This is a genomic window from Amycolatopsis sp. 195334CR (genome assembly GCF_017309385.1).
Classification (GTDB): Bacteria; Actinomycetota; Actinomycetes; order Mycobacteriales; family Pseudonocardiaceae; genus Amycolatopsis.
Map to the genome: position 1 here is coordinate 1,078,770 of NZ_JAFJMJ010000003.1, position 20,812 is coordinate 1,099,581.

Sequence of the window (20,812 nt, forward strand, 5' to 3'; positions counted from 1 at the left end):
GCCCCGGTGGCTCTGCCGGGTCAGCTTCGTCGCACCAGCCCGCCGGCGTGGCGTGGCGCGTGAGCCGGTCGGCGGGCTGGGGTGGCGGGCTGCGCTTAGGGTCGGTGATCATGGAGGATCGGTGAAGGGGCTGGCACTGCCCGTGATCATCATCGTGGTCGCGGGTGGGGTGGCCGGGCTGGGCGCGCTCGCCGGCCTCGGTGGGGCGACCGTGCTCGCCGCGTTGACGGCGTTGTTCTGCCTGCTCGCGGCCTTCGGCGGCCCCCTGCGCGCCGACCTGCGGTTGCTCGCCGGGTTCGCGCCCGCGCTGGTGTTCGGCGCGGGGGTGCCCCGGCTGCTCGGCGAGGTGTCGGAGTGGGCGGCGATCGGCCTGCTCACCGTGGTGGTGTTCGCCGCGGGGTTGCTGCCGGTGCTCGGCCGCCGCTACGTGACGGTCGGGCTCGGGCTCGGCATGTCCTCGGTGTTCGGCTACGGGTTCCAGCTGACCGGATCGGCGAGCCCCGCCCAGGTGCTCGGCGCGCCCGCCCTGGCCGTCGCCGTGGCCATCGTGCTGCGCCTCCTGGCCGGCCTCCGCGACCCCGGCAAACCCGTCCGCGACGCCCTCGCCGACCTCCTCGAGGGCACCGGTTCCGCGGAACACGCCGCCCGGCAGTGGTTCGGCGACCGCCCCCGGCGCTGGACCGCGCAGGTGCTCGCCCAGACCCTGCGCTACCGCGCCGCCCGTGGCGTGCTGGAAGAACGCGGTGTCCCGGTCGACTCCGACGAGGTTTCCCGACTCGCTTCGCGAGTGCGCGCTCGCTCCACTTCGGACAGTCCGATCCCCGTTCCCGAGCCACCGCAAGGCCTGCCCGGCGCGACCCGCGAGTGGTTCACCTCGATGTGGGACGCCCTCAGCGCGGTCCACCACGCCGCCACCACCCGCGACGAGTCCACTGTGGAGGTTCCACGCGGTCTGCACCGGCGCGTGCTCGACGCCGAGCTTCGCGGTGCCCTGTCGTGGAAATCAGCGCAACTGCGGCACGCCGTCCGGGTGGCGCTGGGCATGTTCGCCGCGCTGGCGGTGGCGCGGCTGCGGCCGGGCGACCCGCTGACCCTGTCCTTCCTGATGGCCACCTTCGCCATCATGCAACCGGAATGGCGCGACAGCCTGAACAAGGCGGGGCAGCGCATCGCCGGTTCGGTGGGCGGCGCGGTGGTGCTGGCACTGGTGATCTGGCTGCTGCCGCCCTCGGCGCTGCTGCCCGTCGGCCTGGTCGCGATGCTCGCCGGATTCCCGTTCATGACCAGCAAACCCGTGCTGTTCAACGGTTGTGTGGTGCTGATGAGCGTCGGCGTGAACGCGGCCAACCGGCACCTGGACCCGGCGCCGGTACTGGTGGAGTACCTGCTGCTGATCCTGCTCGCGGCGATGATCGGCCTGCTGTTCGGTTTCGCCGCCGTGCCGGGTGTCCGGAAGCCGAGCCCTGAGGAGCGCCTCGCCACCGCCGTCGCCGACACACGGGCGCTGCTGGGAAGGCTGGCCGACGCCCTCCGCAGCGGCGACGCCGATCTCCGGGAACTGGGGCGTCTCTTCCGCCAGTCAGCCCGGTCTCAGCAGGACCTGCTCACCGCGGAACCCGGCAGCGCCGAACCCACCGCCCCGCAACGGGATTCGCTGGAACACACCGCCGACGCGTTGCGTGCCCTGCACACCACGGCCGTCGCCATCGCGCTCCCGGGACAGCGGCACGCCGCACTCGCGGATCCCCTCAGCGCCCTTCTGGCCGGCGAGCCCACGCGGTTCTCCCCCGAGGACGACGAGCAACGCCTGTTGCTGAGTTCCCTCAGCACCAATCTGGCCGCGCTCCCCCGGTGACTACTTGCTGGCCTTGGTGCTGCTGTCGCGGTGGGCGGCGGCCAGGTGGGCGTCGGGGCCACAGCGGTCGCAGGGGGTGAAGCCCAGGTCACGCGCTTCGGCGACGGCGATCGGGATGGTGTCCCGTTCGGTCAGCCAGGTGCACTCGGCGAGGTGGTAGCGCGGGTACTCGTCGACCACCAGCACCTCGACGTCCAGGCTCGAGACCACCAGCAGGTCGGCGGCATCGGTGTCTTCCTCGCCCGGGTCGCCGGTGGCCGCCGAAGGCTCGGCCTCCGCAGCGTCCTCGGCGGGCTTTTCCGAATCACCCTCCACGGGGAGGAGGGCGGTGGCCGCGGCGGGCTCCTTCTTCTCGTCGTCCAGCGGGAGCTCGCCGGCGACCTCACCCTCGACGGCGTCGTCCGACTTCGCGTCCGCCTTGGGCTCGGCCGCATCACCCTTGGCCGCATCACCCTCGGCCGCGTCGCTCTCGGCCGCATCGGCCTCGGCAGGGGCGGCCGCCGCGCGTTTCCGGCGGCGCAGCCATTCGGCCAGCATCACGATCCCGGCCACCACCGAAGCACCCACCGAGATCCAGGCCCACAGGGTGTTCGCGGTGATCAGAGCCGCGACAACCAGACCCGCGGCAACCAGCACCAGCACCAGCACGACGTAGAGCACGGTGAATTACAACACGGCCGACATGCCGAAACGGCCCCGACCCTCCCGTCGGGAGGCTCGGAGCCGTCGGTTCACTCGATCGTGTGGCTTCAGCCGGCTTCGGCGCGCGGGCCGAACGAGTAGCCCTGTCCGCTGCTGGAGCCGCTCGCGGACTGGTTCGCCCCCGGCGAAGCGGGTGCGGCCGAACCGCGGTCGTCCAGCTCACGCAGCTGCGACTCGAGGAAACCACGCAGCCTCGTGCGGTACTCCCGCTCGATGGTCCGCAGCTCTTCGATCCGCTTGTTCAGCGTGTTCTTCTCGGAGTTCAGGCTGTTCATCGTCTCGGTGTACTTGCGCTGCGACTCGCGTTCCATCGTGGTCGCCTTGTCGCGCGCCTGCCGCTCCAGGGTCTCCGCCCTGGTCCGAGCGTCGTTCAGCATGGTCTCGGCACGCGTGCGCGCCTCGTTGACCATCGAGTCCGACTTCGCCCTGGCGTCGGAGAGCAGCTGCTCCGACTTGGTCCTGGCCTCGGCCAGCATGCCGTCCGACTCGGTCTTCGCCTCGGCGGTCAGCCGGTCGGCCATCTCCTGCGCCAGGCCCAGCACCTTCGCGGCCTGCACGTTGGGCTCGCCGTTGTCCGGCCCCATGCCGTGGGCCTGGGTCTGCTCCATCGCGCTGGGCGGCGGTACGGGCGCCAGCCGCCGGGGTTCCTCGCGCACCGGCGCGGGCGGGGGCACGTTGCCCACCGGACCGGCGGACCGCGCGGTCTCCAGCTCGCCACGGGTCGATTCCAGCTCGGCATCGAGCTGCTCAACCTGCTGGCGGAGCTCGTTATTGTCCTCGATGAGCCGGGCGAGTTCGGTCTCCACCAGGTCGAGGAACGCGTCCACCTCGTCCTCGTTGTAGCCCCGTTTGCCTATGGGCGGCTTGCTGAACGCGACGTTGTGCACGTCAGCGGGGGTCAACGACATCAGATCACCTCACGCACTCCATGGCCTGCAGGTCACCAGGGTCCCCGATCACCCTGGATACGCCAGTTGCATCAGTATGAACACAACCAACAGCAGCACCATAATCGATAAGTCCAGTCCGACGCCGCCAATCCGCACCATCGGGATGATCCGCCGGACCAATCGGACCGGCGGGTCCGTAACTGTGTAGATGGTCTCCAGCGTCACCGCAACCCCTCCGGCGGGGCGCCACTCGCGCGCGAAGGCGCGCACGAGCTCGACCACGACCCGTGCTGTGAGCAGGAGCCAAAACGCGAACAGCACGTAGTAGAGGACGATCCAGACCGCTTGCACGTCTCCACTCTGCCACACCCGTGCCCCGGCGTGCGGACAGCGGGCTGACCAGGAGCGGACCGGCGTGGCGGACAACACCGTACAACACTCGGGAACGCCGTTCAGGGGCACCGGCCCACCGGCCGATGCCCCTGGTCCGCGACTCGCGTCAGTTGCGCAGGAAGAGCCCGCCCTCGGCAATCCGGCGGCGGTCCTCGGCGGTCACGTCCACGTCCGGCGGTGAGAGCAAGAACACCTTGTTGGTGACCTTGTCCATCGAGCCGCGCAGGGCGAACGCCAGCCCGGCCGAGAAGTCCACCAGCCGCTTGGCGTCGGCGTTCTCCATCTCGGTCAGGTTGATGATCACCGGGATGCCGTCGCGGTAGTGCTCACCGATCGCCCTGGCCTCGGCGTAGCTGGTCGGGTGCAGGGTGGTGATCCGGCTGAGCGGATCGCGGTTGGGCACCCTGGCCTGCTCCGGCACCGGCCGCAGCCGGGCCACCGGGTCCGGCCGGTCGACCGCGAGCGCGCCCTGGACCGCCGGCGTGGCCGCCGGCACCCGGCCGCGCGGGCGCGGTTCCTCGTCGTCGAACTCGTCCATGGCGCGATAGCGGCCCCGGGAGCGGGTGCGCACGGGCGGTGCGGCAGGCTCCTCGTAGGCTTCGTACTCCTCGCCGTCGTCGGCGTAGTCGTATTCACGGTCGCGGTCACGGGAGTCACGCCGGTAGTCGCCGTCGTAGCTGTCGTACCCGTCGTAGCCGTCGCTGTCGGCCGGGACCATGCCGAAGTACGCCTTCAGCTTCTGCAGCGCGCTCATGCGGTGTGCCTCCCTGCCCTCTTCGACCCTCACGGCCACTCACGCCCGAAAGCCACGCCAGTGCCCACCGTTACGCTACGTCACCGAAAGCGGCGCCGCCCGACGATTTCACTACGGTGAGGCTAAACCTCGCCGTCCGAGCAACGCGGTTCCGACACGCACACAGGTCGAGCCGCACGCGATGGCTTGTTCAAGATCACCACTCATCCCCGCAGAGAGTTCCACGGCCGACGGGTGGTCATCAAGGAACTTTTCCCTGGCTGCCGCCAGGCGGGAGAAGGCCTCGCCGGGGTCGGTACCCAGCGGCGCCACCGCCATCAGCCCCCGGAGCCGCAAATCACCCGACTGGGTGAGGTTCTCGGCCAGCGCGGGCAGCTCCGGCAGCGGGCAGCCGCCACGGGCGCGCGCGGTCTCCTCGTCGTCCAGGCTGACCTGGGCGAGCACATCGAGAGGATGATCACGTTCGCCGCGCTCCCGGGCCGCGCGGACGGCCTTCGCCAGCGCCTCGCCGAGGCGGATCGAATCCACCGATTGGACCTCGTCGGCCCAGCGGACCACCGATCGGGCCTTGTTCCGCTGGAGCCGGCCGACCATGTGCCAGCGCACGCGCGAATCCGGGCGCATGGCCGCCACCTCCGCGGCCTTCGCCCCCGCCTCCTGGTCGCGGTTCTCGGCCAGATCGGTCATGCCGAGATCGGTCAGCAGGGCGGCGTCCACCGCGGGAAAGGTCTTGGTCACCGCGAGTAGCCGCACCTCTTCGGGACGGCGGCCCGCCGCCGCGCAGGCCTCGCGGATCTGCGCGCGGACCAGTTCGAGCGACTCGGCCAGCTCGGACTGCCGGTCGGTGCTCATCACGCCTCGACCCAGGTGATCGCGGCGAGCCTCCCGGTGGTGCCGTCGCGGCGGAAGCTGAACAACGTCTTGTCCTCCGCGGTGCACCGCGGGTCGAGACCGATCTTGGCCACCCCGGCGTCGGCGAGTTGGCGCCACAGCCCGGCACGCAGGTCCAGTCCCGGCGTGCCGTTGCGGCTCTTGCACGCGCTGCCCGGCAGGTGCGCCTCGACGTCGTCGGCCATCGCCTTCGGGACCTCGTAGCAGTCACCGCAGATGGCCGGGCCGAGCAGCGCCTCGACCTTGTCGATCTCGGCACCGGCCGACTTCATCGCGTCCAGCGCGGCCGGGATCACGCCCACCCTGGCGCCGACGCGGCCCGCGTGCACCGCGGCCACCACGCCGTTTTCGGGGTCGCCGAGCAGCACCGGCACGCAGTCGGCGACCAGTGCCACCAGCGCGACCCCCTGACGCGCGGTGACCAGCGCGTCGGTGGCCTCGGCGGGCGCGCCGCCGGGCTGGTCGACCACGGTCGCCGTGCGGCCGTGCACCTGTTCCATCCAGGCCAGATCGGACTCGGCCAGCCCGAGTTCACCGGCGAGGCGGCGGCGGTTGGCCGCCACCGCCGATTCGTCGTCGCCGACGTGGTCGCCGAGGTTGAAGCTTTCGTACGGTGCCCGCGAGGCACCGCCCGCCCTGGTCGTGATGACCCTCCGAATACGCACCAACGCAGCCTAATGCGTCCTGCGCTCGCCTAGCGGCGCATGAAGGGCGGAACATCCACTTCGTCGTCGCTGGGGTCGTCGGTGACCGGCACCGGACGGCCCGGGGGCAGGTTGCCCTGGGTGCTCTGCGAGGTGGTGCGCGGCGTCGGGTAGCCGGGACGGCTCCCGCCCGGCTGCGGCAGGCCGCCGGAGATCGAGCCGGTGCCACCGCCGAAGCCGCCGCCGGTGATCCGCTCGCCGGTGGACCCGCCGACCGGCGACTGCGCGCGCTGTCCCGGCGTGGGCGTGCCCGGCCGCTGGGACGAGGTCGGCGGCAGCGCCCCGGCCCCGCCCGAACCACCGATCTGGCCGGCTTCGGCGGTCACCGTGCTGGTGCGCGAGCCGACCGCGGACGGGTCGAGCTTCTTGTGCGTCGGCGCGCCGGCGTCGAACCCGGCCGCGATCACGGTGACCCTGACCTCGTCGCCGAGCGAGTCGTCGATGATCGTGCCGAAGATGATGTTGGCGTCCGGGTGCGCGGACTCCTGGACCAGCGAGGCGGCCTCGTTGATCTCGAACAGGCCGAGGTCGGAGCCACCGGCGATGGACAGCAGGGCGCCGTGCGCCCCGTCCATCGAGGCCTCCAGCAGCGGTGAGTTGATCGCCTTCTCGGCGGCCTGCACCGCTCTTCCCTCCCCGCGCGCGCTCCCTATCCCCATCAGCGCGCTGCCCGCACCTGACATCACGCTCTTGACGTCGGCGAAGTCCAGGTTGATCAGCCCGGGCGTGGTGATCAGGTCGGTGATGCCCTGCACACCGGAGAGCAGCACCTCGTCAGCCGAGCGGAAGGCGTCCATCAGCGAGACGCCGATGTCGCCGAGCTGCAGCAGCCGGTCGTTGGGGATGACGATCAGCGTGTCGCACTCGTTGCGCAGCGCCTGGATGCCGTCCTCGGCCTGCTTGCCGCGGCGCTTGCCCTCGAAGGAGAACGGCCGGGTGACCACGCCGATGGTCAGCGCGCCCAGCTTGCGCGCGATCTGCGCCACCACGGGCGCGCCACCGGTGCCGGTGCCGCCGCCCTCGCCCGCGGTCACGAACACCATGTCGGCGCCCTTGATGACCTCTTCGATCTCCTCGCGGTGGTCCTCGGCGGCGCGCTGGCCGACCTCCGGGGCGGCCCCGGCGCCGAGGCCGCGGGTGAGTTCGCGGCCGATGTCGAGCTTGACGTCGGCATCGGACATGAGCAGCGCCTGCGCGTCGGTGTTCACCGCGATGAACTCGACACCCTTGAGGCCGACCTCGATCATCCGGTTCACGGCGTTGACGCCGCCGCCACCGATGCCGACGACCTTGATCACCGCGAGGTAGTTGTGCGGGGGCGTCATCGGGATCCGCCTTCCTGATCGTGACTGTGCGTGTTGCCCCGCCGGCGGTCGCCCCTCGGACACTTCCCCGCCCGAAACCCTCGACCTCTAGTCGAGGCTTAGAGTTATGTCAACTACCGACGTTGCTCCAGAAGGTAGGGACCACCAAGCCCGGAATCCAGGAGCCACGCCGCGCGCGTCGCAATCTCTTTGACCACAACGCCTTCGTGTGTGGAAAGTGTCAAGCCGCCATTGAGATGGTCAGCAGGGGGGCGGAAGTCGGTGCCGGTGAACCACCGCGCGGCTCCACCGTGACGCCGATCCTGGCCACCCCGGCCAGGCCCTGTGCGGTGAGTACCGACCCCGGGTCCGGGCCACCCGGCACCAGCCCCATCGACCGCACGCCGCCGTCGTCGTGCATCAGCCAGACCTGGTACTCCTGGTCCGACGGCCGCGCGGGCAGGTTCGTCGCCATGAACGCCGCCTTGTCCAGGCTGGGCGACATGACCACGGTGCCGTGACCGCCCGGGTCGTGCACGGTCACCACGTCCGGGGAGGCGATCAGCTCCCCCATCGGCGCGTACTTCGCCCGCGCCTCGGCCGCCTGCTGGCGCGCGGCGTCCAGTTCCCCCTGCGTGTGCAGGGCGAGACCACCGAAAACGCCGCCGAGCGCGAGGCCGACCACCGCCGCGGCGGCCGCGATGAACACCATCCAGCGCGGCGCTCCCCCGCCGCGCCGGGACCGGCCGCCCCGGTCACCACCGGCGGACGGCGGTTCCTGGCGGGTGGCCCGCACCGCGGCCAGCACCTGCGCCTTCATCGCCTCGGGCGGGTCCTCCGCCACCGCGGCACCCAGTCGCGCCGCGGTCGCCCGCAGCTCGCGCACCTCCTGGGCGCAGGACGGGCATTCGGCGAGGTGCCGCCCGAACCGTTCGCGTTCCAGGTCGTCCAGCGCGTCGAGCGCGTAGGCCCCGGCCAGCGTGTGCATGTCCGGCGAGGTCATGCGGTCACCCCCAAGCAGTCCCGCAGCCGGATCAGCCCGTCGCGGAGCCTCGTCTTCACCGTGCCCTGCGGGGTGGACAGCACTTCGGCCACCTCGCGGTAGGTATAGCCCTGGTAGTACGCGAGGAGCACGGACTCGCGCTGCAGTTCGGTCAGGTTGCCAAGGCAGCGGCGCACCTGCTGGCGCTCCCAGCGGGCGGTGACCGATTCGGCCACCTCGTCGAACGGGCGGTTCCTGCTCGCCTCGAAAGTGGCCTTGACCTCGCGATCGGTGCTCGCCCTGGCGGAGCGCACGCGGTCGACCGCCCGGCGGTGCGCCAGGGTCAGCGCCCAGTTCAGCGCGCTGCCGCGCTCCGGCGAGTACCGCGGCGCGGTGCGCCACAGCTCGACCAGCACCTCCTGGGCCACCTCCTCGGACTGCGCGCCGTCGCGCACCACCCGGCGGACCAGGCCGAGGATGGGGCCGGCGAGCCGGTCGTAGACCTGCTCGAACGCGCGCTCGTCCCCCTTGGCCACCTGGACCAGCAGGTCCTCGGTGGTCGGCCCGTCCCCGTCGCCGGTGACCGGCCGGAGTGGCTCGCCGGGCTGGCGAGGTGCCGTCTCATCCATTGAGTCCTCCGAGTCGGTCGGCCGGGGTGACCTTCGGCATCGGCGCGCGGCGGAGCCACAGCGCCACGCCGTGCTTGCGGATCAGCGCGGTCACGCGCTGCGGGACGAACGGCCGGGCCAGCAGCATACGGACCAGGTCCCGGGTACCGGCGGCACGACGCACCCCCTGGAGGGTGGCGGCCAGCGGGGTCGCGCCCGCCTGGTGCAGCACCACCGAGACGGACAGCAGCGAGTCCGGTTCGGGCACGCTCATCCGGTACTCGCCGTCACCCGTCTGGAACGGCGAAACGTAGAACTCCTTCGCCGCGCTCGCCCGGCCCCGGGCGTCCGGGTGCAGCAGGTAGGCGTGCCGGCCGCGGTAGGTGTTGTGCACCTCGGCGACCACGCAGGCCAGTTCCCCGTCCGGCCGGTGGCACCAGTACAGCGTGATCGGGTTGAACACGTACCCGAGCACGCGCGCGCTGGCCAGCATGACCACCCGGCCGCCGTGCAGGTCGACGCCCCGCTCGGCCAGCCACGCGTCGAGCTTTTCGCGAATCGTGCCGGGCTCCCCCGGTGCGAAGTGGTCGCGGCCGTCGAACCGGGCGAACGGCCGCAGCCAGCGCGGCAGGCTCGGGGGTCTTTCGAGATCGACCAGCCACAGGTACATCCGGTGCGCGAAGGTCAGCGGCGGGTCGATCCGCCGCACGTGCGCCACCGTGGCGTCGTAGAGCGCGGCGGTCACCAGCGCACCCCCAGCGATTCGGCGGCACGCGCGCCGGCGGCGCAGCCGTCCTCGTGGAAACCCCAGCCGTGGTAGGCCCCGGCGTAGGCGACCACGCCGTCGTTCAGCTCGGGCAGGCGGCGCTGCGCGGCGACCGACTCCGGCGTGTAGATCGGGTGCTCGTAGGTCATCCGCGCGAGCACGTCCGACTCGGCGATCTCGGCCGACGGGTTCAGCGTGACCACGTAGCCCTTCGGTTCGTCCAGGCGCATCAACCGGTTCATGTCGTAGCTGACCTGCACCGCGCCGTGGTCCGCGCCGCAGCTGGGCGCGGCGTAGTTCCACGACGCGCGGGCGCCCGTCGCGCGCGGCAGCACGCCCGGCCCGGTGTGTAGCCACGCCTCGTTGGTCGAGTAGCGGAACGCGCCGAGCACTTCGCGCTCCCGCTCGGTCGGCTGGTCGAGCAGGCCCAGCGCCTGGTCGGCGTGCGTGGCCACGACGACCTTGTCCACCCGGTGCACGCTGTCCGCGTCGTCGCGCAGCTCGATCCCGGCCGCGGTCCGGCGCAGCGACCGGATCGGCGTGGACAGGTGGACCGCGGTCAGCTGCTTCACCGCGAGGTCGACGTACTCGCGGGAGCCGCCGGTGACCGTGCGCCAGACCGGCGAGCCGGAGACCGAGAGCATGCCGTGGTTGCGCAGGAAGGCGAACAGGTACGGCGCCGGGTAACGCAGGGTTTCGGTGCGGTCGGCGGACCACACGGTGGACACCAGCGGCAGCATGAAGTGGTCCACGAAGTAGCGCGAGTACCCGCCGATGGCGAGGAAGGCGCCGATCGTGACGTCTCCGGCGTCCGGCGAGCGCAGCACCCGCGCGGCGTGCCGGTGGAACCGCTTGACCTCGGCCAGCATCCGCAGGTAGCGCGGGCTGCGCAGGTTCCGCCGCTGCGCGAACAACCCGGGCAGGCCCTTCGCGCCGGCGTATTCGAGGCCGCAGCCGTCGCACCGGATGCTCATCGACATCTCGGTCTCCTGCGTGCGCACGCCCAGCTCGCCGAACAGCTTCAGCAGCGTCGGGTAGGTGCGCTCGTTGTGCACGATGAAGCCGGAGTCGACCCCGATCGTGCCGTGCGCGCCCGCGACGTCGTGGGTGTGCGCGTGGCCGCCGAGCCGTTCGTCGGACTCGAACAGCAGCACGTCGTAGCGGCGTTGCAACAGGTAGGCGGCGGTCAGCCCGGCCACGCCGCTGCCGATGACGGCGACTCGTTCTCCAGTGATCTGCACGCCGGTCATTCGGTGCGCGTGCCGCGGTGGATGGGTACCAATCCACGACGGCCGCGGCGCCGAACCACGGGTATGCCGAAGATCGCCGACCGCATCGCCGGGTTTGCACAGGACCTGCTGGGGGCGCCGCTGCCGGTGGGCATCCGCGCCTGGGACGGCTCGCGGGCCGGGCCGCCGGGCGTCACCGTGGTGCTGAACTCGCGGCGGGCGCTGCGGCGGCTGCTCTACGCGCCCGGTGAGCTCGGGCTGGCGCGCGCGTACGTCACCGGAGATCTCGACGTGGAGGGCGATCTCGCCGAGGGCTTCCGCCGGATCTGGGCGCTGACCAGGTCGGGCGCGGTGCGGCGGGTGCGACCGGGGCCCGCCGACCGGGCCAGGGCGGTCGGGCTCGCGGTGCGCCTCGGCGTCATCGGACCGCCGCCCAAACCGCCCGCCGAGGAGGCGCGGCTGACCGGCAAGCTGCACACACCGCTGCGCGACCGGTCCGCCATCGCCCACCACTACGACCTCGGCAACGCCTTCTACCAGCTGCTGCTCGACGAATCGATGGCCTATTCGAGCGCGTACTGGACCGACGACCGCCCCGGGTACGACCTGGCGCAGGCGCAACGGGACAAGCTCGACCTGATCTGCCACAAGCTCGGGCTGCGGCCCGGCATGCGCCTGCTGGACGTCGGCTGCGGCTGGGGCTCGCTGCTGGTCCACGCGGCCAAGCACTACGGCGTGCACGCGGTGGGCGTGACGCTGTCCGCCGAGCAGGCCGAGCACGTGCGCGGCCGGGTGGGTTCTCACGATCTGGATGACCGCGTCGAGGTCCGGCGACAGGATTACCGCGACCTGGCCGACGAGCCGTTCGACGCGGTGGCCTCGGTCGAGATGGGCGAGCACGTCGGCGAGGCGAACTACCCGCGCTACACCGACACCCTGTTCCGCCTGCTCAAACCGCGGGGACGGCTGGTGCTGCAGCAGATGTCACGGGGTGCGGTGGCCCCCGGCGGCGGGGCGTTCATCGAGCGCTACATCGCCCCCGACATGACCATGCGCCCGCTCTCGCGCACGCTGGGCCATCTGGAGGTTTCCGGCTTCGAGATTCGCGACGTGCACGCGTTGCGGGAACACTACGTGTGGACCGTGCGTGCTTGGACGGACACGCTCGAGTCACGGTGGGACGACGTGGTCGCGCTGATCGGCGAGGCGGGGGCGCGGGTGTGGCGCCTCTACCTGGTGGGCGGCGCGCTGGCCTTCGAGGAGAACCGCATGGGAGTCGACCAGGTGCTGGCGGTACGACCGGGTGAAGCCGGGGAGAGCGGACTTCCGGCCACCCGCGAGCGATGAACCTGCTGATCAGCGCCGCCGTGGCGCTCGGCATCGCGCTGGTGGCGGTCTGCGCCACCTTCGCGATCGCGCTGGCCAGGCGGCGGTACGACACCATCGACACCTTCTGGGGACTGGGGTTCGCGCTGGTCGCGCTGGTGGCCTTCCCGTACGGCACCGGGGACCTGGCGCTGCGCGTGGTGGTCACCGCGCTGACCGTGGTCTGGGGCGTGCGGCTGGCGGTCCACCTGCACCTGCGCAACCACAAGCTGCCCGAGGACCCGCGGTACGCCCGTATGGTCGAGCGCGCCGGTGACCGGGCGCGCTCGCGCATCTTCGTGCGCGTCTACCTGCTGCAGGCGCTGGTGCTGTGGTTCGTCTCGCTGCCGGTGCTGGCCGCCCAGCACGGGACCGGGATCGGCGTGCTGGGGTGGCTGGGCCTCGCGGTCTGGCTGGTCGGGTTCGGCTTCGAGACCATCGGCGACGAGCAGCTGCGGCGGTTCAAGGCGGACCCGGCCAACCGCGGCCGGGTGCTGGACACCGGGCTGTGGCGGTACACGCGGCACCCCAACTACTTCGGTGACGCCTGCGTCTGGTGGGGGTTCTACCTGCTGGCGTGCACCACCTGGCCGGGCGCGGCCACCGTGCTCTCGCCGCTGGTGATGACCTTCACCCTGGCCAAGGGCACCGGGAAACCGTTGCTGGAGAAGGGGCTCCACCGCAGCAGGCCGGGTTACGCCTACTACGTCGAGCGCACCAGCGGGTTCTTCCCGCTGCCGCCGCGGCGGACTACTCCCCGGTCTGCCCGTCGGTGAGTTCGCGCAGCAGGTCGAGGTGGCCGGCGTGGCGGCCGGTCTCCTCGATCATGTGCATCAGCACCCAGCGCACGGTCACCTCGCGGTCGCGGCGGAAGGTGATCACCTGGTCCAGTTCGAGCTTCGCGACGATTTCGCGGCCGGCCTGGCACTCCGCTTCGTAGGCGGCGACGAGTTCGGCGATCGGGACCGAGGCGGCGGCGGTGAACTCGGCGTCGGGGTCCTCTTTGAACCGGTCCCGCCACGGGTCCTCCTGACCGCCGAGCACCACGGAAAACCAGTACGACTCGACGTAGGTCAGGTGGCCGACGAGCCCGGCGATGGTGGTGTGCCCGCTGGTCGGCACGTGCACCGCCCGTGCCTGTTCGTCGGTGAGCCCGTGCGCCTTGAGCACGACCGCGCTGCGCAGGAAATCGAGGAAGCCGTTGAGCTGCTCGCGTTCGGAACCGGTCATCGGCGGTTCCGGGCGCGGTTCGGGGTTCACCATGCCCGGCATTCTGCACGGTGCAACTCGATCAAGCTAAGGAATTGCCCAGTGCGCGACGGGCGGCATCCACCAAGAGGTTGATGCGGCGGGTTCCGGCGGCGGGACATGCTCGATCACCTACGGCCGACCGAAGGGGGTCCGATGCCGGCATACCGCTCGCTCGCTGAGACTAGTCATCTCCGCAGTGGCCAGTTGGTTCACTGGCCCGGCTCGCTCCACACACGACAGTGCGCGCCGGAAGGAGGTCGCATGGGTGCGGTGACGGCCATGCTGGTCTACTCCGAGGACGACGCGAAAGTGGTGCTGCCCGGTCATCCCGTGCCCGACCGCGAGGCGACGCGGGCGATGGCGCGCCGGCTCCACCCGTACGGCGCGCTGGACGAAATCGGCGACGGGAACCTGCTGGAGAACGTGAATCCGCCCGACGGCCGCATGTACGTCGGCTGCTTTCCCGGGCTCACCGTGATCTGCGCGCCCGAAGCCGCCGTGGACCAGCCTTCGCAATTGCCGCCGAGCCTGCTGGAACCGGCCGGGAACGCCACGGTGTACCTGCACGCGATGCACAGCGCGGTCGACTGGTTCGCCTACGCGATGTGGGAACGCGGCACGCTGGTGCGTTCGCTCAGCCTGGCCCCGGAATACGGCATCCTCGAAGAAACCGGGGACGCGCTGATGTTCGAAAAGCCGTACTGGTCCGGGGATCGCGCGCCGTTGCGGCCGGGCCCGTTCCCGTTCCACCCGCTGGATCTGGGCGAAGAGGCGTTGCGCGCCATGTTCGGCATCACCTACGAGGGCAAGCCCTTCGACGGCGACCCCGACCTGAAGGAGATCACCCTGCTCGGCTTCGAGTACGAAGATTCCCTCTGAGCTCAGGAAACCGTGGGCAGTTCCGGGCTCGACACGTCGTAGACCTTGCCCGGCTGGGTGAGCAGCGCGGCGAGCACCTTGGTCTTGCGGTCCAGCTGGTCGGCGTCGCCCCAGCGGATCTGCCTGCCGTCGTTGAGGTCCAGCCGGACGCTGCCCGGTGAGTCGGCCCCGACCGCGGCGACCTGACCGCGCAGCTGGCCGGGCAGCGAGATCAGCACCGCGGTGGCCGCGCGGGTGGCCAGGTCGTCCGGGCCGACGCGCGCCAGCTTCAGCTCCGGGAGCCCGGCGGGCGCCACCGGCACCTTCTTGAACACGAACCCCGAATCGTCGACCAGGTGGATTTCCTGGCCGGTGTTGAAGAAGCCGATCGGGGTGCGTTCCGAGACGGCGATCTCGATGGTCGACGGCCACGAGCGCGAGACGTCCGCGGTGGCCACGCCCGGCAGGGTGAGCACCCGGTCGCGGATCTCGTCGGTGTCCACCCGCAGCATCGCGCGCCGGTCCGGCACGGCGGCGACCGCGCGGATCTGGTCGGGCGAGAGGCTGGTCGCACCGACCACGTCCACCGTGCGCACGCCCAGCAGCGAAGTGAAGAAGATCAGGTACAGGCCGGCGACCACGCTCAGCGCGCTGAGGATCGCCACCCACCGGCGCTGCATCGCCTTGCGCCGGCTCGGCCGGGTGCCGGTGCGCTGCCGCGCGCTCTCCGGGCGGCGGCCGCGCCGGCTGGCCGACGCCGACCGCGCCGGTCCGCGCTCCTCGCCCGGACCGCGCCGCCGTCGCTGCCTGGCTTCCCTGGCCGTGGTCACGCGCTAGCCCTGCTCGCTCCGGCGGTCCAGCTCGGCGAGGATCTCCGGACCGAGCTGCGTGACGTCACCGGCGCCCATGGTGACCACCAGGTCACCCGGCTTCGCCAGGTCGGCCGCCAGCGTGACCACCTGGTCGAACGCGGGCTCGTAGTGCACGGACGAGGACGCTGTGGACACCTGCTCCGCGATGAGAGCACCGCTCACGCCCGGCTCCGGCTCCTCGCGCGCGCCGAACACGTCGAGCAGCACCACCTCGTCGGCCAGGCTCAGCGCCTCGGCGAACTCGGTGGCGAACGCCTTCGTCCGCGAGTACAGGTGCGGCTGGAACAGCACGATCACCCGCCCCTGGCCCGCCGCGTGCCGCACCGCGCGCAGCTGCGCGGCGACCTCGGTCGGGTGGTGGGCGTAGTCGTCGTAGACCCGGACGTCGCCGGAGCGGCCCTTGAACTCGAACCGCCGCCGGACCCCGCCGAACGCGGCCAGCCCCTCGGCCAGCTCCTCGACCGGCGCGCCCAGCTCGATCCCGGCCAGCAACGCGGCCACCGCGTTGAGCGCCATGTGCTCACCGGGCACCGCGACCAGCACGTCCAGTTCCTTGCCGCCGATCGCGACCCGCACGACCCCGCCCTCGGGGCCGGGGCGGTAGTCGAGCACCTTCGCGTCGTCGGAGCCGGTGGCCGTGCGCCCGTACCGCCGCACCCGCACACCCTCGGCCTCGGCCTTGTCCGCCAGCTCGGCGGCGGGCGCGTCGTCCGCGCAGACGATCAGCAGGCCGCCCGGCTCCAGCCGCCGGACGAACTTGGTGAACACCTCGACGTAGGCCTCGGCGGTGCCGTGGTGGTCGAGGTGGTCGGGTTCCACGTTGGTCACCACCGCGACCGAGGGCGAGTAGGCCAGGAACGACCCGTCGCTCTCGTCGGCCTCGGCGACGAAGATGCCGCCCGTGCCGTGGTGCGCGTTCGAGCCGGACTCGTTCAGGTCGCCGCCGATGGCGAACGACGGGTCCAGCCGGCAGTGCTGCAGCGCCACGGTCAGCATCGAGGTGGTCGAGGTCTTGCCGTGGGTACCGGCGATGCAGGCCACCCGGTGGCCCTCCATCAGCCCGGCCAGCGCCTCGGCCCGGTGCAGCACCGGGATGCCGCGCTCACGCGCCGCGGCGAACTCCGGGTTGGTGTCCTTGATCGCGGTGGACACCACCACCGCGCTCGGCCCGCCGTCGAAGGCGTCCAGGTTCTCCGCCGCCTGCCCGACCGCGATCTTCGCGCCCTGCGCGCGCAGGCCGGGGAAGGCGCGGGAGTCCTTGGCGTCCGAACCGGACACCTCGGCCCCGCGCGCGAGCAGGATGCGGGCGATCCCGCTCATCCCGGCGCCGCCGATGCCGATCAGGTGCGCGCGCCGCAGCACCTCGGGGAGTTCCGTCATTTCGCCGCCGCCTCCAGCACGATCCGGGCCAGCACCTCGTCGGCCTCGCGGTGGCCGAGGCCGACCGCGGCCGCGCTCATCTCCGCCACCCTGGCCGCGTCGGCCACCAGCGGCACCACCAGCTCGGCCACCTTGCCCGCGGTCAGGTCCGCGTCCTCGACCAGCAGCGCCGCGCCGGCGTCGACCGCGGGCTTGGCGTTGAGGCCCTGCTCGCCGTTGCCGTGCGGCAGCGGCACGAAGATCGCCGGCAGGCCCACCGCGGAGACCTCGGCCGCGGTCATCGCGCCGGACCGGCAGAGCACCGCGTCGGCGGCCGCGTAGGCCAGGTCCATCCGTTCCAGGTACGGCACCGGCACGTAGGCGGGCTTGTCCGGGAACTCCTGCACCACCAGCGTGTTCTTCGGGCCGTGCGCGTGCAGCACGCCGATGCCCGCGTCGGCGAAGTCCTTGGCCGCGCCGGAGATCGCGGTGTTGATCGAGGCGGCGCCCTGGGAACCGCCGAACACCAGCAGGGTCGGCGCGTCCGGGTCCAGCCCGAAGTGCGCGCGGGCCTCGGCCCGCAGCGCGGCGCGGTCCAGCGAGGTGATCGAGCGGCGCAGCGGGATGCCGACCACCTCGGCGTTGGCCAGCGGCGTGCCCGGCACGGCGACCGCGACCCGCTTGGCGAACCGCGCGCCGACCTTGTTCGCCAGCCCGGCCGTCTTGTTCGCCTCGTGCACCACGATCGGCACGCGGCCGCGGGCGGCCAGGTACGCGGGCAGCGCGACGTAACCGCCGAAGCCGACCACCACGTCGGCGCCCACCCGGTCCAGCACCTCGCGGGTCTTCTTCACCGAGTCGCGCACCTTCAGCGGCAACCGGAGCAGCTCCGGGGTCGGCTTGCGCGGCATCGGCACCGGCGGGATCAGCTCCAGCGGGTAGCCCCGCTCCGGCACCAGCTTGGTCTCCAGGCCGCGCGCGGTGCCGAGCGCGACCACCTTCGCGTCCGGCCGCAGGCGCTTGACCGCGTCCGCGAGCGCGAGGGCGGGTTCGATGTGGCCCGCGGTGCCGCCGCCGGCCACCACCACCGTCGGCGCCGCCTGATCGACGGCTCTGTCCGCTCCAACTGCCGGGTCTGTCACCGACGTCCTCTCCGTGTCGAACTTCCGCGTGCGGTACTGCCACGTGCTGTGCTGCCCCGTGCGGTGGTGGCCCTGGTCGCGCCGCCGCGCCGCTCCCCGGCCACCGGCCTGCCGTCCCCGCGCGCCGCCGGGCGGCCGCGTCTGGTGCCACCGCCACGGGTACCGGCGGAGCCCCGGCGCTTGGTCGGCGGGCGGTACGGCTCGGGCGCCGGCAGGCGCAGCAGTCGCCCGAACTTACCCGGCCCCTGGGTGCGCAGCGCGGCCACCGCCTCCGGTTCGTGCCGGGCGCAGTTGGCCAGGATGCCGAGCAGCAGCATGGTCACCACCAGTGAGGTGCCGCCGTAGGAGATCAGCGGCAGGGTCACCCCGGTGACCGGCAGCAACCCGATCACGTAGCCGATGTTGATCGCCGCCTGCGCGACCACCCACACCGTCAGCGTGCCGGCCACGATCCGGATCCACGGGTCCAGGTTACGCGTGGCGATCCGCATGCCGACCACGGCGAGCAGGCCGAACAACCCGATCACCACCACGCAGCCGACGAACCCGAGTTCCTCGCCGATCAGCGCGAAGATGAAGTCGTGCTGCACGTTCGGCAGGTAGCGCCACTTCGACTGGCCCTGCACCAGCCCCTTGCCGAAGAACCCGCCCTCGGCGATGGCGTAGAGCGCCTGGTTGGCCTGCAGCCCCTTGCCCTGCGGGTCGGCACCGGGGTTGAGGAAGGTCATCACCCGGTCCAGGCGGTACTGCGCGACCAGCGCCAGGATGACCGCGCCGCCGACCCCGCCGGCCAGGATCACGCCGAACAGCCGCTTCGGCGCACCGGCGAACCACAGCAGCGCGACCAGCACCACGCCGAGGGTGACCGTGCCGCCGAGGTCGGGCTGCGCCATCACCAGCGCGAACATCAGCAGTGCCGCGGGCACCACCGGGACCAGCAGGTGCCGCCACTGGTGCAGCACGTTGTACTTGATCACCAGGATGTGCGCGCCCCACAGCGCCAGCGCCACCTTGGCCAGTTCGACCGGCTGCAGCGAGAACGGCCCGACCACGAACCAGCCCTGCGAGCCGTTGACGTTCTTGCCGAGCGGGGTGAGCACCAGCATCAGCAGGCCGAGGCAGACCACCATCGCGGTGGAGGACAGCGCCCGGATCCGGCGCAGCGAGACGCGCAGCCCGATCAGGAAGGCCAGCGAGCCGATGCCGACGAACATCAGGTGCTTCTGGAACAGCGCGTACACCGACGAGCCGGTCTCGGGGTTGTAGGAGGACGGCGACGAGGCCGACAGCACCATCACGATCCCGATCACCGTCAGCGTGCCGGTGACGGCGAGCACCAGGTGGAACGAGGCCAGCGGCCGCGACAGCCACGCGGTCAGCGCGAACTGCTCGGCGGAGAAGCTCCTCGGCGGCCGCTCGCCCTTCGTGCGGCGCCGCGCGACCCGGCCCGCGCCGGTCCTGCTCCCCTGGTCCGGCTGGTCAGCTGCGGTCACTGTTCGGCCCCCGGCCCGCCAAGGCGTGCACCGCGGCCGTGAAAGCGTCGCCCCGCTGGGCGTAGTCGCGGAACATGTCCAAGGAGGCGGCCGCGGGCGCGAGCACCACCGCGTCCCCCGGGCGTGCCATGGCACTGGCCGCACTCACCGCCGCTGTCATGGGCTCATCGTCACCCGGGCGGAGCATCTTCACCGGGACATCCGGCGCGTGTCGCGTCAAAGCGGCGGCGATCACCGGCGCGTCCACGCCGAGCAGGACCACCCCGCGCAGGCGGTCGGCGGCGGCTTCGACCAGCGCGTCCACCGCGGCGCCCTTGAGCTGGCCGCCGGCAATCCAGACCACAGCCGGGTAGGCGCCGAGCGAACCGGCGGCGGCGTGCGGGTTGGTGGCCTTGGAGTCGTTGACGTAGCGCACCCCGCCGACCTCGGCGATCTCCACCGCCCGGTGCGCGACCGGCTGGAACTCCCGCAGCCCCTTGGCGATCGCCTCGGCGGGCACGCCGTGCGCCCGCGCCAGCGCCGCCGCGGTGAGCGCGTTCAGCACGTTGTGCGGCCCGGCCGGGCGCACGTCGGACAGCGAGGCCAGTTCTTCGGCGTGGTGCACCGGGTCGGCCACGAAAGCGCGGTCGACCAGCAGGTCCTCCACCACGCCCAGCTCGCCGGGGCGCGGGGTGTCCACCCCGATGCCGACCCTGGCGGCGGTTTCCGGCGCGTACGCCGAGGCCAGCCGGACCGACCACTCGTCGAGCGAGTTGTGCACCACGGTTTCCGAGAACTGGTGGATCTTGCCCTTGGCGGCGGCGTACTCGGCCATCGAGCCGTGCCAGTCGATGTGGTCCTCGGCCAGGTTGAGCACCACCGACGCCCGCGGCGCCAGCGTCCGCGACCAGTGCAGCTGGAAGCTCGACAGCTCCACGGCCAGCACCCGGTGCCCGGCGAGCACCGCGTCCAGCACCGCGTAACCGACGTTGCCGCAGGCCACCGCGTCCACCCCGGCCGCGCGCAGCACCGACTCCAGCATGGCCACCGTGGTGGTCTTGCCGTTGGTCCCGGTGACCGCCAGCCAGACCGGCGGCTCCGGCAGGTCCTGCCCGATCCGCCAGGCCAGTTCGACGTCGCCGATCACCTCGACCCCGGCCGCCTCGGCGGCCACCAGCAGCGGCGCGGTCGGGCGCCAGCCGGGGCTGGTCACCACCAGCGCGGTGCCCTCGGGCGGTGCGGTCAGGCCGGGGGCCAGCGCGGCCCCGAGCCCGTCCAGTGCGGCGAGGCGCTCGGCGTTGCCGTCGGTGACGGTGACCTCGGCGCCGAGGCCGAGCAACGCGGTGACCACGGACTTCCCGGTCACCCCGGCCCCGGCCACGAGCACCCGGCGTCCGGCCAACTCCATCTTCAAC

General features: G+C 72.1%; 21 protein-coding genes. 4 read left to right on the forward strand and 17 right to left on the reverse strand.

The genetic code is table 11. The features are described 5' to 3' along the window. Positions 1-121 precede the first annotated feature (121 nt). Positions 122-1,855, forward strand: coding sequence for an FUSC family protein (locus tag JYK18_RS42220; RefSeq protein WP_206809588.1), 1,734 nt, complete (start codon positions 122-124; stop codon positions 1,853-1,855). On the opposite strand, the gene JYK18_RS42225 is transcribed toward JYK18_RS42220, so the two are convergent. The 11 genes from JYK18_RS42225 to JYK18_RS42275 all read right to left on the reverse strand — a co-directional run bounded on the left by JYK18_RS42225 (position 1,856) and on the right by JYK18_RS42275 (position 11,090). Beyond that, a complete protein-coding gene (locus tag JYK18_RS42225; protein WP_206809589.1) occupies positions 1,856-2,515 on the reverse strand; it encodes a hypothetical protein in 660 nt (219 codons plus the stop codon). An 89-nt stretch (positions 2,516-2,604) separates the two neighbouring features. Next, positions 2,605-3,465, reverse strand: coding sequence for a DivIVA domain-containing protein (locus tag JYK18_RS42230; protein ID WP_153030760.1), 861 nt, complete (start codon positions 3,463-3,465; stop codon positions 2,605-2,607). 48 nt (positions 3,466-3,513) lie between these two features. After that, positions 3,514-3,798, reverse strand: a complete 285-nt coding sequence (locus JYK18_RS42235) for a YggT family protein (protein ID WP_113693163.1) — start codon at positions 3,796-3,798, stop codon at positions 3,514-3,516. Between the two features lie 148 nt (positions 3,799-3,946). Then, positions 3,947-4,594: a cell division protein SepF gene (locus JYK18_RS42240; RefSeq protein WP_206809590.1), complete on the reverse strand. Its 648-nt coding sequence runs from the start codon at positions 4,592-4,594 to the stop codon at positions 3,947-3,949. Positions 4,595-4,705: 111 nt separating this feature from the next. Continuing rightward, the gene (locus JYK18_RS42245; protein WP_206809591.1) at positions 4,706-5,446 is read right to left on the reverse strand and encodes a YggS family pyridoxal phosphate-dependent enzyme; all 741 of its coding nucleotides are present in this window, start codon (positions 5,444-5,446) and stop codon (positions 4,706-4,708) included. Continuing rightward, positions 5,446-6,150, reverse strand: a complete 705-nt coding sequence (gene pgeF / locus JYK18_RS42250; RefSeq protein WP_206809592.1) for a peptidoglycan editing factor PgeF — start codon at positions 6,148-6,150, stop codon at positions 5,446-5,448. Before pgeF ends, JYK18_RS42245 begins: the two co-directional genes overlap by 1 nt. A gap of 29 nt (positions 6,151-6,179) precedes the next feature. Further along, positions 6,180-7,514 (reverse strand): cell division protein FtsZ, encoded by a 1,335-nt coding sequence (ftsZ, locus tag JYK18_RS42255; protein WP_206809593.1) that lies wholly within the window; start codon positions 7,512-7,514, stop codon positions 6,180-6,182. Positions 7,515-7,734: 220 nt separating this feature from the next. Further along, complete coding sequence (locus JYK18_RS42260; RefSeq protein WP_206809594.1) at positions 7,735-8,496, reverse strand: anti-sigma factor domain-containing protein; 762 nt, start codon at positions 8,494-8,496, stop codon at positions 7,735-7,737. After that, positions 8,493-9,104 (reverse strand): ECF RNA polymerase sigma factor SigK, encoded by a 612-nt coding sequence (gene sigK, locus JYK18_RS42265; RefSeq protein WP_206809595.1) that lies wholly within the window; start codon positions 9,102-9,104, stop codon positions 8,493-8,495. The genes JYK18_RS42260 and sigK overlap by 4 nt, the downstream gene beginning before the upstream one ends. After that, a complete protein-coding gene (locus JYK18_RS42270) occupies positions 9,097-9,831 on the reverse strand; it encodes a DUF1365 domain-containing protein (protein ID WP_206810028.1) in 735 nt (244 codons plus the stop codon). Before JYK18_RS42270 ends, sigK begins: the two co-directional genes overlap by 8 nt. After that, positions 9,825-11,090, reverse strand: coding sequence for an FAD-dependent oxidoreductase (locus JYK18_RS42275; protein WP_206809596.1), 1,266 nt, complete (start codon positions 11,088-11,090; stop codon positions 9,825-9,827). Before JYK18_RS42275 ends, JYK18_RS42270 begins: the two co-directional genes overlap by 7 nt. Before the next feature lie 72 nt (positions 11,091-11,162). Here JYK18_RS42275 and JYK18_RS42280 point away from each other — a divergent pair, with 72 nt between their 5' ends. Continuing rightward, positions 11,163-12,425, forward strand: a complete 1,263-nt coding sequence (locus JYK18_RS42280) for a cyclopropane-fatty-acyl-phospholipid synthase family protein (RefSeq protein ID WP_206809597.1) — start codon at positions 11,163-11,165, stop codon at positions 12,423-12,425. Then, positions 12,422-13,219, forward strand: a complete 798-nt coding sequence (locus JYK18_RS42285; RefSeq protein WP_206809599.1) for a DUF1295 domain-containing protein — start codon at positions 12,422-12,424, stop codon at positions 13,217-13,219. The genes JYK18_RS42280 and JYK18_RS42285 overlap by 4 nt, the downstream gene beginning before the upstream one ends. Here the strand turns inward: JYK18_RS42285 and JYK18_RS42290 are convergent. Beyond that, the gene (locus JYK18_RS42290; RefSeq protein ID WP_242584014.1) at positions 13,194-13,706 is read right to left on the reverse strand and encodes a DinB family protein; all 513 of its coding nucleotides are present in this window, start codon (positions 13,704-13,706) and stop codon (positions 13,194-13,196) included. The two genes, JYK18_RS42285 and JYK18_RS42290, sit on opposite strands and share 26 nt — an antisense overlap. Positions 13,707-13,955: 249 nt before the next feature. On the opposite strand from JYK18_RS42290, the gene JYK18_RS42295 reads away from it, so the two are divergent. Further along, the gene (locus JYK18_RS42295) at positions 13,956-14,573 is read left to right on the forward strand and encodes a hypothetical protein (protein WP_206809600.1); all 618 of its coding nucleotides are present in this window, start codon (positions 13,956-13,958) and stop codon (positions 14,571-14,573) included. A gap of 2 nt (positions 14,574-14,575) precedes the next feature. On the opposite strand, the gene JYK18_RS42300 is transcribed toward JYK18_RS42295, so the two are convergent. The 5 genes from JYK18_RS42300 to murD are packed head-to-tail and all read right to left on the reverse strand — an operon-like array spanning position 14,576 to position 20,805. Then, positions 14,576-15,382, reverse strand: coding sequence for an FtsQ-type POTRA domain-containing protein (locus JYK18_RS42300; RefSeq protein WP_307796311.1), 807 nt, complete (start codon positions 15,380-15,382; stop codon positions 14,576-14,578). A 3-nt stretch (positions 15,383-15,385) separates the two neighbouring features. Further along, a complete protein-coding gene (gene murC, locus JYK18_RS42305; protein WP_206809602.1) occupies positions 15,386-16,804 on the reverse strand; it encodes a UDP-N-acetylmuramate--L-alanine ligase in 1,419 nt (472 codons plus the stop codon). Beyond that, a complete protein-coding gene (gene murG / locus JYK18_RS42310) occupies positions 16,801-17,925 on the reverse strand; it encodes an undecaprenyldiphospho-muramoylpentapeptide beta-N-acetylglucosaminyltransferase (RefSeq protein WP_206809604.1) in 1,125 nt (374 codons plus the stop codon). The genes murC and murG overlap by 4 nt, the downstream gene beginning before the upstream one ends. Then, complete coding sequence (gene ftsW, locus JYK18_RS42315) at positions 17,922-19,418, reverse strand: putative lipid II flippase FtsW (protein ID WP_206809605.1); 1,497 nt, start codon at positions 19,416-19,418, stop codon at positions 17,922-17,924. The genes murG and ftsW overlap by 4 nt, the downstream gene beginning before the upstream one ends. Beyond that, positions 19,405-20,805 carry a UDP-N-acetylmuramoyl-L-alanine--D-glutamate ligase gene (murD, locus tag JYK18_RS42320; protein ID WP_206809607.1) on the reverse strand — a complete coding sequence of 467 codons (1,401 nt, stop codon included), beginning with the start codon at positions 20,803-20,805 and terminating at the stop codon, positions 19,405-19,407. Before murD ends, ftsW begins: the two co-directional genes overlap by 14 nt. Positions 20,806-20,812: the final 7 nt, after the last annotated feature.